The organism is Microbacterium sp. LMC-P-041, from assembly GCF_030209555.1.
Taxonomy (GTDB): domain Bacteria; phylum Actinomycetota; class Actinomycetes; order Actinomycetales; family Microbacteriaceae; genus Microbacterium.
Genome location: NZ_JARVRV010000004.1, coordinates 538,128 through 553,612 on the forward strand (window position 1 = coordinate 538,128; position 15,485 = coordinate 553,612).

14 protein-coding genes are annotated in these 15,485 nt (G+C 68.9%); 10 read left to right on the top strand and 4 right to left on the bottom strand.

Annotated features, from left to right (window positions below; genetic code table 11):
* The first annotated feature begins 22 nt into the window (after window positions 1–22).
* Genes QRN21_RS09065 through QRN21_RS09075 form a run of 3 tightly spaced genes read left to right on the top strand, consistent with a single transcriptional unit; the run spans window position 23 to window position 2,768 of the window.
* A complete protein-coding gene (locus QRN21_RS09065) occupies window positions 23–631 on the top strand; it encodes a M15 family metallopeptidase (protein WP_285363748.1) in 609 nt (202 codons plus the stop codon).
* A complete protein-coding gene (gene alr, locus QRN21_RS09070; RefSeq protein WP_285363749.1) occupies window positions 628–1,776 on the top strand; it encodes an alanine racemase in 1,149 nt (382 codons plus the stop codon). Before QRN21_RS09065 ends, alr begins: the two co-directional genes overlap by 4 nt.
* Window positions 1,773–2,768: a D-alanine--D-alanine ligase family protein gene (locus QRN21_RS09075; protein WP_285363750.1), complete on the top strand. Its 996-nt coding sequence runs from the start codon at window positions 1,773–1,775 to the stop codon at window positions 2,766–2,768. The genes alr and QRN21_RS09075 overlap by 4 nt, the downstream gene beginning before the upstream one ends.
* Here QRN21_RS09075 and QRN21_RS09080 read toward each other — a convergent pair.
* Window positions 2,765–5,278: a DEAD/DEAH box helicase gene (locus QRN21_RS09080; RefSeq protein ID WP_285363751.1), complete on the bottom strand. Its 2,514-nt coding sequence runs from the start codon at window positions 5,276–5,278 to the stop codon at window positions 2,765–2,767. The two genes, QRN21_RS09075 and QRN21_RS09080, sit on opposite strands and share 4 nt — an antisense overlap.
* Before the next feature lie 162 nt (window positions 5,279–5,440).
* Window positions 5,441–6,154, bottom strand: coding sequence for a purine-nucleoside phosphorylase (deoD, locus tag QRN21_RS09085; protein WP_053098518.1), 714 nt, complete (start codon window positions 6,152–6,154; stop codon window positions 5,441–5,443).
* A 106-nt stretch (window positions 6,155–6,260) separates the two neighbouring features.
* Between deoD and putP the strand changes: the two genes are divergently transcribed.
* Window positions 6,261–7,772 carry a sodium/proline symporter PutP gene (gene putP / locus QRN21_RS09090; RefSeq protein ID WP_187248979.1) on the top strand — a complete coding sequence of 504 codons (1,512 nt, stop codon included), beginning with the start codon at window positions 6,261–6,263 and terminating at the stop codon, window positions 7,770–7,772.
* A gap of 71 nt (window positions 7,773–7,843) precedes the next feature.
* Here the strand turns inward: putP and QRN21_RS09095 are convergent, their stop codons facing one another.
* Entirely contained in the window at window positions 7,844–8,512 is a 669-nt protein-coding gene (locus QRN21_RS09095; protein WP_285363752.1) for a DNA alkylation repair protein, read from the bottom strand.
* 101 nt (window positions 8,513–8,613) lie between these two features.
* Here QRN21_RS09095 and QRN21_RS09100 point away from each other — a divergent pair, with 101 nt between their 5' ends.
* Entirely contained in the window at window positions 8,614–8,811 is a 198-nt protein-coding gene (locus tag QRN21_RS09100) for a hypothetical protein (RefSeq protein WP_053098521.1), read from the top strand.
* Between the two features lie 22 nt (window positions 8,812–8,833).
* Here the strand turns inward: QRN21_RS09100 and QRN21_RS09105 are convergent, their stop codons facing one another.
* A complete protein-coding gene (locus QRN21_RS09105; RefSeq protein ID WP_285363753.1) occupies window positions 8,834–9,868 on the bottom strand; it encodes an FUSC family protein in 1,035 nt (344 codons plus the stop codon).
* A 117-nt stretch (window positions 9,869–9,985) separates the two neighbouring features.
* Here QRN21_RS09105 and QRN21_RS09110 point away from each other — a divergent pair, with 117 nt between their 5' ends.
* The 5 genes from QRN21_RS09110 to QRN21_RS09130 all read left to right on the top strand — a co-directional run bounded on the left by QRN21_RS09110 (window position 9,986) and on the right by QRN21_RS09130 (window position 15,464).
* Window positions 9,986–10,441, top strand: a complete 456-nt coding sequence (locus QRN21_RS09110) for an SRPBCC family protein (protein WP_285363754.1) — start codon at window positions 9,986–9,988, stop codon at window positions 10,439–10,441.
* A gap of 184 nt (window positions 10,442–10,625) precedes the next feature.
* Window positions 10,626–10,877, top strand: coding sequence for a hypothetical protein (locus QRN21_RS09115; RefSeq protein ID WP_056276321.1), 252 nt, complete (start codon window positions 10,626–10,628; stop codon window positions 10,875–10,877).
* 68 nt (window positions 10,878–10,945) lie between these two features.
* The gene (locus tag QRN21_RS09120) at window positions 10,946–13,858 is read left to right on the top strand and encodes a helix-turn-helix transcriptional regulator (protein WP_285363755.1); all 2,913 of its coding nucleotides are present in this window, start codon (window positions 10,946–10,948) and stop codon (window positions 13,856–13,858) included.
* A 77-nt stretch (window positions 13,859–13,935) separates the two neighbouring features.
* Window positions 13,936–14,139, top strand: a complete 204-nt coding sequence (locus QRN21_RS09125; protein WP_042538190.1) for a cold-shock protein — start codon at window positions 13,936–13,938, stop codon at window positions 14,137–14,139.
* Window positions 14,140–14,429: 290 nt separating this feature from the next.
* Window positions 14,430–15,464 carry an iron-siderophore ABC transporter substrate-binding protein gene (locus QRN21_RS09130; RefSeq protein WP_285363756.1) on the top strand — a complete coding sequence of 345 codons (1,035 nt, stop codon included), beginning with the start codon at window positions 14,430–14,432 and terminating at the stop codon, window positions 15,462–15,464.
* Window positions 15,465–15,485: the final 21 nt, after the last annotated feature.

Sequence of the window (15,485 nt, forward strand, 5' to 3'; positions counted from 1 at the left end):
CGCCTCCTTCTTGACTGAGGACATGAACACTCGCTCCACCTCCTCACGGCGACGCCTCACCGCGATCATCGGTGCCGCCCTGCTCGCCGTCGCTCTCACGGTCTCGGTCGTGCTGATCGGTCAGCAGTCTCTGGCGTCGGCATCCGTCGTGCCGACCGTCGCGCCGTCGTCCCTCAGCGAGGCGGACGGGATGATCCGCGAGGAGGGCGCCGTCTCGGTGTTCGACGACACGCCCGCCGTGACGAATCTCGACTCCGACCTGCTCGCCGCCGTGCGCGCTGCCGCATCCGCTGCCGAGCACGACGGCGTGCGGATGCATGTGAACAGCGGCTGGCGGTCGGCCGACTACCAGCAGGTGCTGCGTCAGGATGCGGTCGTCGAGTACGGCTCCGAAGAGGAGGCCGCGCGCTGGGTCGCCACCCCCGAGAACTCCGAGCACGTATCGGGAGACGCGGTCGACCTCGGCCCTCTCGCCGCTCAGGACTGGCTGTCACGCCACGGCGCGGACTTCGGCCTCTGCCAGATCTACGCGAATGAGCGCTGGCACTTCGAGCTGCGGCCGGCGGCCCCGGCGAACGGGTGCCCGCTGATGTACGACGACCCGACCACCGATCCCAGGACGCAGCGATGACCACGGCGCTTACCACTCCACGCCTCACCCTCTCGCGCGTTCACCCGCCGACATTGCACACGATCCCTGACGCGATCGGAGCGAACGTCGAGCGGATCCGATCGGCCACGGACGCCCGCATCATGGCGGTCGTCAAGGCCGACGGCTACGGCCTCGGCGCCGTGACCGTCGCTCTCGCGGCGATCGCGGCCGGAGCCGAGTGGCTCGGGATCACGGATGCCGAGGATGCTGCCCCGCTGCGTGCGGCGGGTGTCGAGGTGCCGATCCTCGCCTGGCTCAATCCCGCCGGGGTCGACGTCGCGCAGGTCGTCGCGGATCGCGTCGATCTGGCTGTCGGCTCGGTCGAGGAGCTGCGGCAGCTGATCGCGGATGCGTCGGCGCTGCCGAACGGGTGCGTTCGCGTGCATCTGCACATGGACACGGGCATGTCGCGGGGCGGCGTACCGCTCGAGGACTGGGCCGAGCTGCTGCGGGTGGCTCGCACGGGCCGCGACTCGGGTCGTGCACGCATCGACGTCGTCGGGGTGATGGGGCACCTGCCAGACGCCGACGCCGCCGACCCGGCGAAGAACGCGCCCGCTGTGCTCCGGATGCGACAGGCGAGGGATGCCGTGCTGCGCGCCGGATTCGGTCCTCTGCTCGTGCATCTCGCGGCGACGTCCGGGACGCTGACGGATGCCGCCACGCACTTCGACATGGTCAGGGTCGGCGCCGGGCTGGTCGGCATCGATCCGTCGGAGACGGTGCCGCTGCAGGGGGCGGCGCGGCTGACGGCATCGGTCGTGCACAGCAGTGTCGTGCCGGCGGGCACCGCGATCGGCTACGGCGGCGCGTATGCGACGACGCGCACCTCGCATCTGAGCGTGATCGGGGTCGGGTATGCCGACGGCATCCCGCGGGAGCTCGGTGCGGGCGCAGGGGTGGCGGTCGACGGCATCCGGTGCCCGATCGTCGGTCGCGTGTCGATGGATCAGATCGTGATCGACACGGGTGATCTCTCGATGCCGAGGGGTACCACGGCCGTGGTCTTCGGACCCGAGGGGGGCGCGGTGCCGAGTATGCAGGAGTGGGCGCGGTGGGCGGGGAGCATCCCGCACACCGTCGTGACGGGCATCGGCTCCCGCGTCGAGAGGGCCATCGCATGAGAGTGCTGGTGATCGGGGGAGGGCAGAACGCCGAGCACGAGGTGTCGCTCGCCTCGGCGGCAGCGGTCGCAGAGGCCCTGCGGCTCGGGGGATACGACGTGAGCACGGTGACGATCTCGCGGCAGGGCGTGTGGGAGGTGGCGGGCGTCTCGGAGGGTGCCACCGCCGCCGGATCCCTCGCTCTCGCGATGCCGCTCCTCGCCGACTGCGACGTCGTATTCCCCGCCGTGCATGGACCCCTGGGAGAGGACGGAGCACTCGCGGCACTGTGCGGTCTCGCAGGGGTGCGCGTGGTCGGATCGGGTCCGCGGGCCGGCGCCATCGGCATGGACAAGTGGGCCACCAAGCTCGTCGCCGAAGCGGCAGGGCTGCGCACGGCACGGGGACGCGTCGTCGATGCGGCGGACTGCGGCGATGCCGAGTTCGAGGGGCCCGTGGTGGTGAAGCCGGTGTCGGCCGGTTCGAGCTACGGTGTCTCGCTCGTGCGGGGAGAGCATGAACTGGGGCCGGCGCTCCGCGAGGCGGCGCGGTTCGACCGCCGCATCCTCATCGAAGAGGTCGTGCAGGGGAGGGAGATCGATGTCGCCGTCCTGCGCGAAGCCGGTGGCGTGCGCTGGGCGGCGCCGCCGCTCGAGATCCACGCCGCCGGCCTCTTCGACACCGCCACGAAGTACGACGGCAGCGCGCGATTCACCGTGCCCGCGCAGCTGTCGACGGCCGAGACGACCTTGCTCACGCGTGCGGCGCTGACCATGTTCGACGCCCTCGGATGCGCCGGGGTCGCCAGGATGGACTTCTTCCTCACCGCCGAGGGCCCGGTGCTGAACGAGGTCAACACGATGCCGGGGCTCACCGCGGCCTCGCAGGCGCCGCGCATGTTCGCGGCGGCCGATGTGTCGTACGTCGACCTCGTGTCGCGCCTCGTGCGAGCCGCTGAGGTGCCAGGCGGTGACGGTGCGCGCCGGAGGGTCGGCCTCGAGCGGGTCGCCTAGAGGCGGTCGACGCCCGTCACGGTGACCACGGCCGCGCCCTCTTCGTCGGAGGCGGCGAGGTCGACGGTGGCCGAGATGCCCCAGTCGTGGTCGCCTGCCGGGTCGTCGAGGATCTGACGGACGGTCCACTCCGTCGCACCCTCGGTCAGGAGCAGCAGCTGAGAGCTGCGGGCGTTCGCGCCCGTGAGGATCTCGTCGTGATCGGCGAAGTATCCGTCGAGCGCATCCGACCAGGCGTCGGCACCGAAGGTCGGGTCGAGTTCGGCGAGGGCGGCGACGTCCTCGCGGGCGGCCAGCTGCACCCGACGGAACAGCTCGTTGCGCACGAGAGTGCGGAAGGCGCGGACGTTCGATGTCAGTCTCTTCGGCGCCGGCGGAACGATCGGCTCGTCGTCCGGGCCGTGGAGCACGCCGTTGACCAGCTCCTCCCACTCGTCGAGCAGGCTCGAATCCACCTGGCGCACCAGCTCGCCCAACCACTCGATCAGGTCGCGGAGATCCTCGTCCTTCGCCTCTTCGGGGATGGTCTGCGAGGCCGCCCGATAGGCGTCGGAGAGGTAGCGCAGCACGACGCCCTCCGACCGTGCGATCTTGTAGTACGCGACATATTCCCCGAACGACATGGCTCGCTCGTACATGTCGCGGACGACGGATTTCGGATGCAGCTCGAAGTCGCGGATCCACGGCTGCGCGGCGCTGAACGTCTCGAACGCGGCGGTCAGCAGCTCGTCGAGAGGCTTCGGATATGTGATCTCCTCGAGCAGCTCCATGCGCTCGTCGTACTCGATGCCCTCGCGCTTCATGACGGCGACGGCCTCGCCCCGTGCCAGGAACTCCTGCTGTCCGAGGATCGCCCGCGGATCATCGAGCGTCGACTCGACGATCGAGATCATGTCCAGGGCGTACGACCCGGTTCCAGTGCCGGCAGCCGGGTCGCGGTCGAGCAGTTCGAAGGCGGCGAGAGCGAACGGAGACAGCGGCTGGTTCAGGGCGAAGTTCGGCTGCAGATCGACGGTCAGGCGGATCTCGCCGTCGGCCGTCTGCTCGACGACGCCCGATTCGAGCAGCGTGCGGTAGATGCCGATGGCGCGCAGAGCGAGTTCGCGCTGTCGTTTGCGAGGTTCGTGGTTGTCGTAGACGAGTGCGCGCATGTTGCCGAAGACGTCGCCGCCGCGCCCGATCACGTTGAGCATCATGGCGCTCGTGATCTGCATGTGCGAGGTGAGGGTCTCGGGCTCGGCGTCGATCAGCTTGCGGAACGACGGCTCGCCCCACGAGACGAAGCCATCGGGAGCCTTCTTGCGCACGATCTTGCGCTTCTTCTTCGGGTCGTCGCCGGCCTTCTTGATCGCGGCGACGTTCTCGCTCTCGTGCTCCGGAGCCTGGGCGACGACCGTGCCGGCCGTGTCGAAGCCCGCGCGGCCCGCCCGCCCGGCGATCTGGTGGAACTCGCGGGCGCTGAGCTGCCGCATCCGGGTGCCGTCGAACTTGGTCAGAGCGGTCAGCAGCACCGTGCGGATCGGGACGTTGATGCCGACGCCGAGCGTGTCGGTGCCGCAGATCACGCGCAGCAGACCTCGCTGGGCGAGCTGCTCGACCAGGCGTCGGTACTTCGGGAGCATCCCGGCATGGTGCACGCCGATGCCGGCGCGGAGGAACCGGGAGAGGGTCTTGCCGAAGGCGGTCGTGAAGCGGAAACCGCCGATCAGGGCCGCGATCTCGTCGCGCTGCTCACGCGTGGCGACCTTCGTGCTCGACAGCGCCTGGGCCCGCTCCATCGCAGCGGCCTGCGAGAAGTGCACGACGTAGATCGGCGCCTGGCCCGTGCTCAGCAGGTCGTCGATCGTCTCGTGGATCGGCGTCGTCTCATAGAAGTAGTGCAGCGGAACCGGGCGCTCGACGCCGGTGACGGATGCCGTGTCACGGCCCGTCCTGCGGGTGAGGTCGCTCGACAGCTGCGACACGTCGCCCAGGGTGGCCGACATGAGGATGAACTGCGCCTGCGGCAGCTCGAGCAGCGGTACCTGCCAGGCCCATCCGCGGTCGGGGTCGGCATAGAAATGGAACTCGTCCATGACGACCTGATGCACCGCGGCATCCGTGCCCTGGCGCAGTGCGAGGTTCGCGAGGATCTCGGCCGTGCAGCAGATGATCGGGGCATCCGGGTTGACCGAGGAGTCGCCCGTGATCATGCCGACGTTCGAGGCGCCGAAGACGTCGACGAGGGAGAAGAACTTCTCGCTCACGAGCGCCTTGATCGGGGCGGTGTAGAACGAGCGGCGCCCCTCGACGAGCGCGGCGAAATGTGCGCCGACGGCGACGAGCGACTTGCCGGTGCCGGTGGGCGTCGACAGGATCAGGTTGTTGCCCGAGACGATCTCGATGACCGCCTCGTCCTGGGCGGGGTAGAGGCTGATGCCGGTCGACTCGGCCCATTCGACGAACGCCGTGTAGACGGCATCCGCATCGGATCCGTCGGTCAGCGTCGTGTGGTCGAGGATCGCAGGCATGGTCTGTCGATCATCCCACCTCCGGCGGGGCACCTCCTGCGAAGGGGAACACATGCTGTGCAGGAGCGGATGCTGGATGCGGTCCTTCGCAGCGTGAGATCTCCTTCGCTGCGAGCGAGCGAGCGAGCCTGCAAGCGAGCGCGCCGGCCGGCCCGCAACGACTCAGACGGACGTCGCGGCGCGCAGCGCGATGCGGATCATGTCGCCGAAGGTCTGCTCGCGCTCCTGAGCGGTGGTCTGCTCGCCGGTGACGATGTGATCCGACACCGTGCAGATGGCCAGAGCGCGACGCCCGTGGTACGCGGCGAGGGTGTACAGCCCCGCGGCCTCCATCTCCACTCCGAGGGCGCCGTGCTGCACGAACGGCTCGGTCAGCTCGGGCCGGGTGCTGTAGAACTGGTCGCTCGAGAACAGCAGACCGACGTGGACGGCCGAGTCCAGGGGCTCGGCCTCGCTCGCCTCGACCGCCGCGCGCAGCAGTCCGAAGTCCGCGACAGGTGCGTAGTCGAGTCCGTGGAAGCGCACCCTGTTGATGCCCGAATCGGTGCAGGCGCCGTTCGCGATGATGATGTCCCGCACCTGCAGCTTCTCGGTCAGCGCCCCGCACGATCCGACGCGAACGATCGTCTGCACGTCGTACTCCTCGAACAGCTCGGTCGCATAGATGGCCATCGACGGCTGACCCATGCCCGAACCCTGCACCGAGACGCGGTGGCCCTCCCAGGTGCCGGTGAAGCCCAGCATCCCTCGGGTCTCGGAGTACAGCTCGGCGTCGTCGAGGAAGGTCTCGGCGATCCACTTCGCCCGCAGCGGATCGCCGGGGAACAGGACGACGGGGGCGATCTGACCGGGCTGTGCGGCGATGTGCGTGCTCATGGCTTCAGCGTAACCAGCGGTCTCTGCGTGGCGCGCCCGGACCACAGCGTCCGCCTTGAGATCATCGGTACCGAGCGGTGATCGGCACCGCGGAAAAGGGACGACGATGTCCGATCAGATCTTCTTGTACGGGGCACTCGGGCTGTACTTCGCCGGCATGCTGCTCATCGGATACTTCGCCTACAAGCGCACCTCCGACCACGAGGACTACATGCTCGGCGGACGCAACCTGCCGTCGTGGGTCGCCGCGATCAGCGCCGGTGCGGCCGACATGTCGGGCTGGCTCGTGATGGGCCTTCCCGGCGCGATCTACGCCGCTGGACTGATCGAGGCCTGGATCGCGATCGGGCTGACGATCGGCGCCTACCTCAACTGGCTGCTGGTGGCCCCACGGCTTCGCGCCTACACCGAGGTGTCGCGCAACTCGATCACGATCCCGAGCTTCTTCGAGAACCGGCTCCGCGACACCAGCCGGTCGCTGCGCATCGTCTCGGGGCTCATCATCCTGGTGTTCTTCACGCTGTACATCTCGTCGGGCATGGTCGCCGCCGGCGTCTTCTTCGAGAGCTCGTTCAACGGTGACTACCTGTTCGGGATGCTGCTGGTCGGCGGCATCACGCTGCTGTACACGCTCTTCGGCGGATTCCTCGGGGCCTCCCTCACCGACGTCGTGCAGGGGCTGATGATGGTGATCGCGCTGATCGTCGTGCCGGTCGCCGCCGTCATCGCGATCGGCGGACTCGAGGAGACGTCGACGCTCATCACCGAGAACGCCGGAGAGGGATTCCTGTCGCTGCTCGGCGGAGGGGCCGTCACCGGCGGCACCTTCCTCGCCATCGCCTCGGCCCTGGCGTGGGGCCTCGGGTACTTCGGGCAGCCGCACATCATCGTGCGCTTCATGGCGCTGCGCTCGCCGCAGGAGGCGAAGAGCGCGCGTCGCATCGGCATCTCGTGGATGGTCGTCTCGATGTTCGGCGCGATCATCTCGGGCCTCGTCGGCATCGCCTACATGGCGCAGCAGGGCATCACCCTCGACAACCCCGAGACCGTGGTGCTGCTGATGTCGCAGACGCTGCTGCATCCGTTCGTCGCCGGACTCGTGCTGGCGGCCGTGCTCGCGGCGATCATGAGCACCGTGTCGAGCCAGCTGGTCGTGTGCTCGTCTGCGCTGGTCGAGGACCTCTACAAGGTGGTGCGCAAGACCCCGCCGTCCGACAAGCGGCTGGTGCTGCTGGGCCGCCTGGCGGTGCTCGTCGTCGCGATCATCGCGATCATCCTCGCGATCACGCCGAACGACTCGATCCTCGGGCTCGTGTCGTTCGCCTGGGCAGGATTCGGTGCCGCGTTCGGCCCGATCATCCTGCTCAGCCTGTTCTGGCGCAAGCTCACGAACTGGGGTGCTCTCGCGGGCATGTTCGTCGGAGCGGTCACGGTGTTCGTCTGGAAGGCCCTCGACACCGACCTGTACGAGCTGCTCCCCGCGTTCGTGTTCGCGTTCGTCGCGGCCGTCGTGGTGAGCCTCGTCACCTACACGCGCAACGACGACATCGAGAAGGAGTTCACCGACGCCGAAGCGATGCTGACGGCACCGCGGGCCGCAGTCGGCAGCGCTCGCTGACGGACGCAGGGCTGGGTCGCGGGACGCAGGGCTGAGTCGCCGGATGCGGGGATCAGCCCTCGCGTCGGGTCTCAGCCCTCGCGCCGCCGCACGATCTCGCCGATCCAGATCGGCGCGAACGGCGAGGTGCAGCCGGGCGCGGTGGGGTAGTCGGCGAGCACCTGCAGGCGCTCACCGATCTCGAGCGCCCTGGACCGCAGCGCCGGGTGGAAGATGCCGATGTTGGCGAGCGTCTCGTTCATCGCCCACTGCAACCGCGAGGGCGCGTTCTGCAGATCGCGCTCGATCAGATCGAGCAGGTGATCGAGGTCGAGGCCCTCGGCATCTTTCGCGACGCGCACCGTCGTGAGCGACCATGCGGCCGCGGCGACGGTCGGGTCGGAGTCGTCGAACCAGCGCAGCCGCAGCTCTTCCGCGAGGGGGGTCTTCTTCGCGACGTAGTTCACGAACCAGTCGTTGACCTTGGGGGCCTGAGTCTGTCGCAGCATCGCGTCGAGCTCGTCGGCGGTGAACGCGCGCGGCGTGCAGATCAGCAGCGCCAGCAGCCGGGCGGCGGTGTCGCCGGTCGCCCACAGCTCTTTCGCCAGGGGCTGGTCTGTCTTGATGCGCTTCGCGAGGGTGCGCATGCGGCTGAGATTGATGCCGTGGTCGTCGCCGCGCTTCTCGTTCGCGGCGCGCATCTTCGGATCCTCGAGGGCGGCGAGCTCGGCCAGAGCCTCGGGAACGGTCATGTCGGACATGTCACCAGGGTAGGCCCGGAGCGCTTGTCAAGGCCCGGGCTTTCTGCGGGCATGCGGCCCTAACCTCGCAGGAGATCGAACTCCGACGAAGGGAAAATGCCATGACTCGCGACAGCGACGACATCAGCACCGACCGCAACGACATCAGCACGGAGCCGTCGCCCGGCCCCGAGGAGAACGACAACCTCGGCGCCGAGGACAACAAGGGAGAGCCGCCGACGGTCGTCCCCTCCGGCTCGGGCGACGAGAGCGACGACGACGACGGCGACGTGCTCGCCGACGACCCCGAGCAGGACTGACCGGCGCCGCCGCGTCGCCCTGTCATTCCTCGTCGACGAGCTCCGCGCGGATGCGCCTGAGGTCCTCCATCAGCGACCCGATGAGGATCCAGTGCGTCGACGAGGGCGGCCGGATGACGAGAGGCGCGGTCAGTGCCGGGATCGCCGAGGTCAGGACCTCGGGCTCCGGGGACACATCGGCGATCTGCACAGCCAGTCGCACATCGTGTCCTGCACGCCGCAGCTGCTCCGCGATGGCCGTGACGGCCGGCTCCTCGCCGATGGAGTCGTCGTAGTGGTCGAAGTAGGCGCGCGTCATCCCGATGGTCTGCGTCACGATGGGCGTCAGCCGTTCGAGCAGTGCGCGCATCTCGACGAGCTCTTCACGGTGCGTCGACCGGCGCGGGTTCAGAGTGAGGGATTCCTCACCCGCAGCGATGGATGCCTCTGCCGCGTCCTTCATCGGGCGCAGCAGTCTGGCTTCGAGCATGAGCTGATGCAGCCTGGCGGGAGTCTGGGGTTCGGGCAGCGCATCGGCGAGTCGGTCGAGGCTCGAGGCGAGCTCGCTGCCCAGCAGCCCGAGATCGCGTCGGGCCGGGGCGACCAGCACGGGCGGCACGATCAGGGCGTTCACGACGATGCCGATGACCACGCCGATCAGGGTCTCGAAGATGCGCGCGATCGCATAGTCGGGAGTCGAGCCCAGCGCGAGCACGAGCATCGCCGAGATGGCCACCTGGTTGCCGGTGCCGGGCGTCGCCCGGAAGGCCCACGCGATGAGCATGGCCACCACGATGGCGAGCAGCACGATCCAGCTCGGTGACCCCAGGAGAAGGCCCAGGGCGACCGCGATCACCACGCCGACGATCACGCCGATGCTGCGTTCGAGCGCCTTCGACAGCGACTGGTTGACGCTGGGCTGCACGACGAGCAGAGCGGCGATCGCGGCGAAGACGGGGAGCTGTCCCGGAACCACCCATCCCGCGAGCATCCATGCGGCGATCGTCGCCGCGGCGGACTTCACCACCTGCAGCAGGGGTGAGCGCTTCGAGGCGCGGATCGCGGCGTGGATGCGCATGCCTGCAACGCTACTCGGCTAGCGAGTGCCGTCAGGGGAGATGTCAACCCCGTCGCCAAGAGTCGTCGAACGCCGCTGAATGGGATGACACGACCGACGAACAGTGAGGATCATCACATGGTGCAGATCATCGAGACCATCGACGTACACGTTCCCATCGACGTGGCGTACAACCAGTGGACGCAGTTCGAGAGCTTCCCGCAGTTCCTCGACGAGGTGGAGTCGATCGTCCAGCTGGACGACACGCACACCCGCTGGAAGGTGAACGTGGGCGGCGCGACGCGCGAGTTCGACGCGGAGATCACCGAGCAGCACCCCGACGAGCGAGTCGCGTGGAACAGCATCGGCGGTGAGACCGAGCATGCGGGCGTCGTGACGTTCCACAAGCTCGAAGACCTCACGACCCGCGTGACCGTGCAGATCGACTGGGAGCCCGAGGGGCTTCTCGAGAAGGTCGGCTCGCTCGTGGGCGCGGGCTCGCACGCGGTGAATAAGGATCTCCAGAACTTCAAGGAGTTCATGGAGAAGCGCGGCACCGAGACCGGTGCGTGGCGCGGCGACGTCGACGCCTGATCGACCCCTGAGCTGAGGTCCGAGCGGTGGTGCCCCCATCACCGCTCGGACCTCTTTCGCTGCCCGGACGACGGCACGCCCGGCGTCGACTAGGGAACTCACGAACGGAAGATAGGGCATCCTCCCGATGTCGTCGGGGCGACTCAGAGCGGATTCTGAGGACATCGCACACCGAGGAGATGTCATGTTCGAGCACCCGTATCTCGCCTACAGATCGACCGAGTTCGACCAGGAGCAGCTCGCTCGCGCGGCAGAACGCCGTCGCGTCATCGAGGAGCGCAGCGATCAGCTGGTCCGCAGGCAGCCCGGCCCGATCCGGCGTCTGGCCGGCCGGCTGCTGCACACGACCGACGCATCGCGCGACGCGGCGACGGATGCTGCACGGCAGCCCGAGCGCCGCGCATCCGCGGGCCGCGAACCGGCACCCGCCCGGTGATCGTCGCTCCGCTGCGGGCAGACGGCAGCGCGACGCCGGATGTCGGAGGGGAGTGGCACGATGAATTCATGCCCCCGTCCGCTCCCAGCGCCGCGATGGTCGGCCGAGAGACCGAGCTCGCGACCATCCGCGAGCTGTTCCGGCGAGCGGTCGACGGGGTCCCGGTGGCCGCGCTCATCGAGGGCGAGGCGGGCATCGGCAAGTCGCGACTGCTGCGCGAGTTCAGCACCGAGGTGGCGAACCGCGCAGGCGTGCATGTCGGCTGGTGCCTCGATCTCGGGGCGTCGCGCACGCCCTTCGGGCCGCTCGCCGGCATCCTCCGGTCGATCGTCGCGAGCATAGGCGCCGACCGGGTGCGGGAGGAGATCGGCGTCGGCGTCGAGGCGCTGGGCATGCTGCTGCCCGAGCTCAACCCCACCGAGCGATCGCAGACCAGCCCTGACCGCCTGCGCGATGCGATCGCGGCGCTCATCGAGGCGGCCGCCGAACACGCGCCGCAGGTGCTCGTCGTCGAAGACCTGCACTGGGCTGACGAGTCGACCCTGGCGCTGCTCTCCTTCCTGCTGCGCACCCTCGGGCACGGCCGCATCCTCCTGATCCTGACCTGCCGCTCCGACGACGTGCGACGCGGCGATGCCGTGAGCCGCTTCATCGGCGAGTCCACCCGCGCGCGTCTGCTCGAGAGGGTCGCGATCGATCGGCTCGACACCTCGGCTGTCCGTGCGCTCGTCGAATCGCTCACCGGGCAGCCCGTGACAGACGCGGCGCTCGATCGCATCCACGATCGAGCCGAGGGCGTGCCCTTCTTCGTCGAAGAGCTCGCCGGGTGCTCGACCGGTCCCCTGCCCGGCAGTCTGCGCGACCTGCTGCTCGCCCGATTCGACCGTCTCAGCGATGACGCCCGGCGGGTGGTGCAGGTCGTCTCGGGAGCCGAGCGTCCGCTGACCCACCCGCTCGTCACCCGCCTCGCGGGTCTGCCCGAAGCCCGCCTCGACGAGGCGATCCGCGAGGCGACGCTCAGCGGCATCCTCGTCGTGGTCGACGACGACTACCGGTTCCGGCATGCGCTGCTGCGCGAAGCCGTGCACGACGATCTGCTCCCGGGCGAGAGAGCGCGGCTGCACCGGGCGTATGCCGAGGCGCTCGAGGAGAACTGCTCAGGGGCCGAAACCGCCGACTCCGCCGCGCTCGCCTATCACTGGCAGCTCGCGCAAGACGACCGGCGAGCGCTCGCCGCGGCCGTCACCGCGATGGCCGACGCCAAGTCGCGGTTCGCCTTCGCGAGCGCTGCCCGCTTCGGCGAGCTCGCCCTCGACCTGTGGATCCAGGTGCCGGATGCCGAGGCCGTCGTGGGTGTGGCGCGCCTCGAGGTGCTGCGCACTCTCGGTTCCGTGCTGCGCAACGCGGGAGACGGAGAACGGGCGCTCGCCGTGGTCGACCTCGCGCTCGCCGAGGTCGATCCGAGGACGGTCGACCCCCGCATGCACGCCCGGCTGCTGCGCGACAAGGCGTACTACACGATGAACCTCGGCCGCGCCGGCGCGGTCCCGCTGCTGCAGCAGGCGCTCGAGATCCTCGAGGCGGGCGTCGACGACGACCGGCTGCGCGCCTCGGTGCTGAACCAGCTCGCCAGTCGCTACATGATCTCGGGGCGACTCGACGAGGCGATCGCGTTGGCCGCGGAGGCGGGCGAGCGGGCCGCGCGCGCCGGGTCGGACGACGAGGCATCGATCGCCGCGAACGTCCGGGGCGGAGCCCGCGCGCACCTCGGCGACCTCGACGCGGGGCACCGCGAGTACGCGCTCGCCCTGCAGCTCGCCAAAGGCACGAACGCCGAGATGAGATACCGGGTCAACTACTCGGATCTGCTCGGCCTGCTGGGGCGCTATCGCGATGCCGTCAGGGTCGCTGAAGAGGGGCTCGCGCCCGCGCGCGCTTTCGGCGTCGAGCGCACCACGGGCGCGCTGATGACGCAGAACATGGCCGTGCCACTGCTCGAGATGGGCGAGATCGAACGGGTCGAGGGGATGCTGGCGCGCGAGCTCGCTCAGCGGACCCTGCGCATCTCGCACATGTACTCCACGATGACGCGCGTGCGGGTGCTCTCCTGGCGAGGCAGACACGAGGAGGCGGCCGAGATCCTTCGCGAGTGGCACCCCGCATTCGAGGAGACCGGTCGGGTCGAACGTCAGATCTGGTACGACGAGGTCATGATGCGCGTGGCCGTCGCCGAGGGGCGGGGCGACCTCGCGGGTGCTCTCGGTGAGGTCAGGGCGATGCTCGCCGATCAGGGGCCGGTGTCCCTGCATCAGCGTCGACTGCTGCTCGAGGCGGCATGGTTCATCGCCGAGCTGCGGGCATCCGGCGTCGAGGTCGAGGCGGCGGTCGCAGACGTGCGCGACGCGTGGCGCGCCCAACCTCCGCAGTTGCGAGGCGACAGATGGGAGACGATCCTCGAGGCATTCCTCTTCCCGTCCGTCGCAGCCCTGCGCCAGGCGGTCGAGCACGCAGACGACCGCGATGTGCCCGTGACGTTCGCGGTGACCACGCGTCTCGCTCTCGCTCGCGCACTCGTCGACGCAGGAGACCGAGGGGAGGCGAGCGCCGTGCTCTCGGCCGCGATGCGCCAGGCGGAGCGCCTCGGCCACGTTCCCCTGGGGCGGATCGTCGGTGGTTTCCAAGCGGCGGCTGGCCTCGCCGCAGCATCCGGCACCGCATCCGGCACTGCGGCATCCGGCACCGCCGGCGTCGAACCGGATGCCGACCCGCTCACCGCCCGCGAGCGGCAGGTGCTCGAGCTGATCGCCGAGGGTCTGAGCAACCGCCAGATCGGGGAGCGGCTCTTCATCAGCGTCAAGACGGTGAGCGTCCACGTGTCGGCCGTGCTGCGCAAACTCGGGGTGAGCACCCGCACCGAGGCGGCTGTTCTTCAGAAGAATCCGAACTTCCGGGACACCGGTCAGCCTGCCGTGGTACGTTGAGCAGGCGCGTATGTCGGACGTTCCGTCACGGCGCGGGCCGCGCAAGCGGCCGTTTGAAAACAGAAAGTAGAAAACACATGGCCACTGGCACTGTGAAATGGTTCAACGCGGAAAAGGGCTTCGGCTTCATCGCTCCCGATGACGGCACGGACGACCTCTTCGCCCACTACTCGGCAATCACCGGCTCCGGTTTCAAGGAGCTTCGTGAGAACCAGAAGGTCGAATTCGACGCTGAGCGTGGCCCCAAGGGCATGCAGGCTGCGAACATCCGCGCTCTCTGAGCGCGCATAGGCTTCCTGAAGCCGGTCGGATCCTCACGGATCCGGCCGGCTTTCTGCATGTCCGGGTGTTTTCTGCCCGTGCCCGTGCCCGTGCCCGTGCCCATGCCCGTGCCCCTCCACATCGGGCGGATGCGGTGCGATGTCGACCCCGCACGAGAGGCGAGGATGCCGCCCGGGCTAGGGACCCAAGATGAGGCTTGCCTAACTTTCTGTTAGATTAGGCCAGGCTTACCAAAGCCTTGGCGCCCCTCCGCGCCGCACCCCCTCATCCCAACCCGAAGGGAACGCCTGTGCGCACCTCTCGTCTCATCGCCGCCGGTGTCGCCGCGGCTCTGGCCGTCGGCCTCACGGCCTGCGCGACGTCATCGACCGACTCGAACTCCGACTCCGCCGGCGGCAACCCCGCCGATGACGGTGCCTTCCCCGTCACGATCGAGCACGTGTTCGGCGAGACCACGATCGAGGAGAAGCCCGAGCGCGTCGCGACGATCGCCTGGGCGAACCACGAGGTTCCCCTCGCTCTCGGCATCGTCCCGGTCGGCATGAGCAAGGCCACGTGGGGCGACGACGACGACAACGGCATCCTGCCCTGGGTCGAGGACAAGCTCGACGAGCTCGGCGGCGAAGAGCCCGTGCTGTTCGACGAGTCCGACGGCATCGACTACGAGGCCGTCGCCGACACGCAGCCCGACGTCATCCTCGCGGCGTACTCGGGTCTGACGCAGGAGGAGTACGACCAGCTCTCGAAGATCGCTCCGGTCGTCGCCTACCCCGAGGTCGCCTGGGGCACCCCGGTCGACGACATGATCGAGATGAACTCGAAGGCGCTCGGCCTCGAGGAGGAGGGCGACGCCCTCATCGAAGAGCTGCACGCCGACGCCGAGGCCGCCCTCGAGGAGAACAGCGTCCTCAAGGACAAGAAGGTGCTGTTCGCTTACGTCGACCCGAGCGACCTGAGCCAGGTCGGCTACTACACCGCGATCGACACGCGCCCCGGCTACCTGCACGACGACCTGGGTCTTCCGCTTCCGTCGATCGTCGAGGAGAACGCAGACAGCAAGGAGTTCTACCTCTCTGTGAGCTCCGAAGAGGCTGACACCTTCGACGACGTCGATGTCTTCGTGACCTACGGCGACGACTCGCTCATCGCCACCATGCAGGCCGACCCGCTGCTGTCGAAGATCCCCGCGATCGCCGCCGGCAACATCGTGATCCTGCCCGACTCCACCCCGATCGCGGCCTCGGCGAACCCGTCGCCGCTGTCGATCCAGTGGGGCCTGTCCGACTACCTCGGCCTGCTGGCAGCACCGCTCGCCGCGAAGTGACCGTCGGCGTCACCTTCGCAC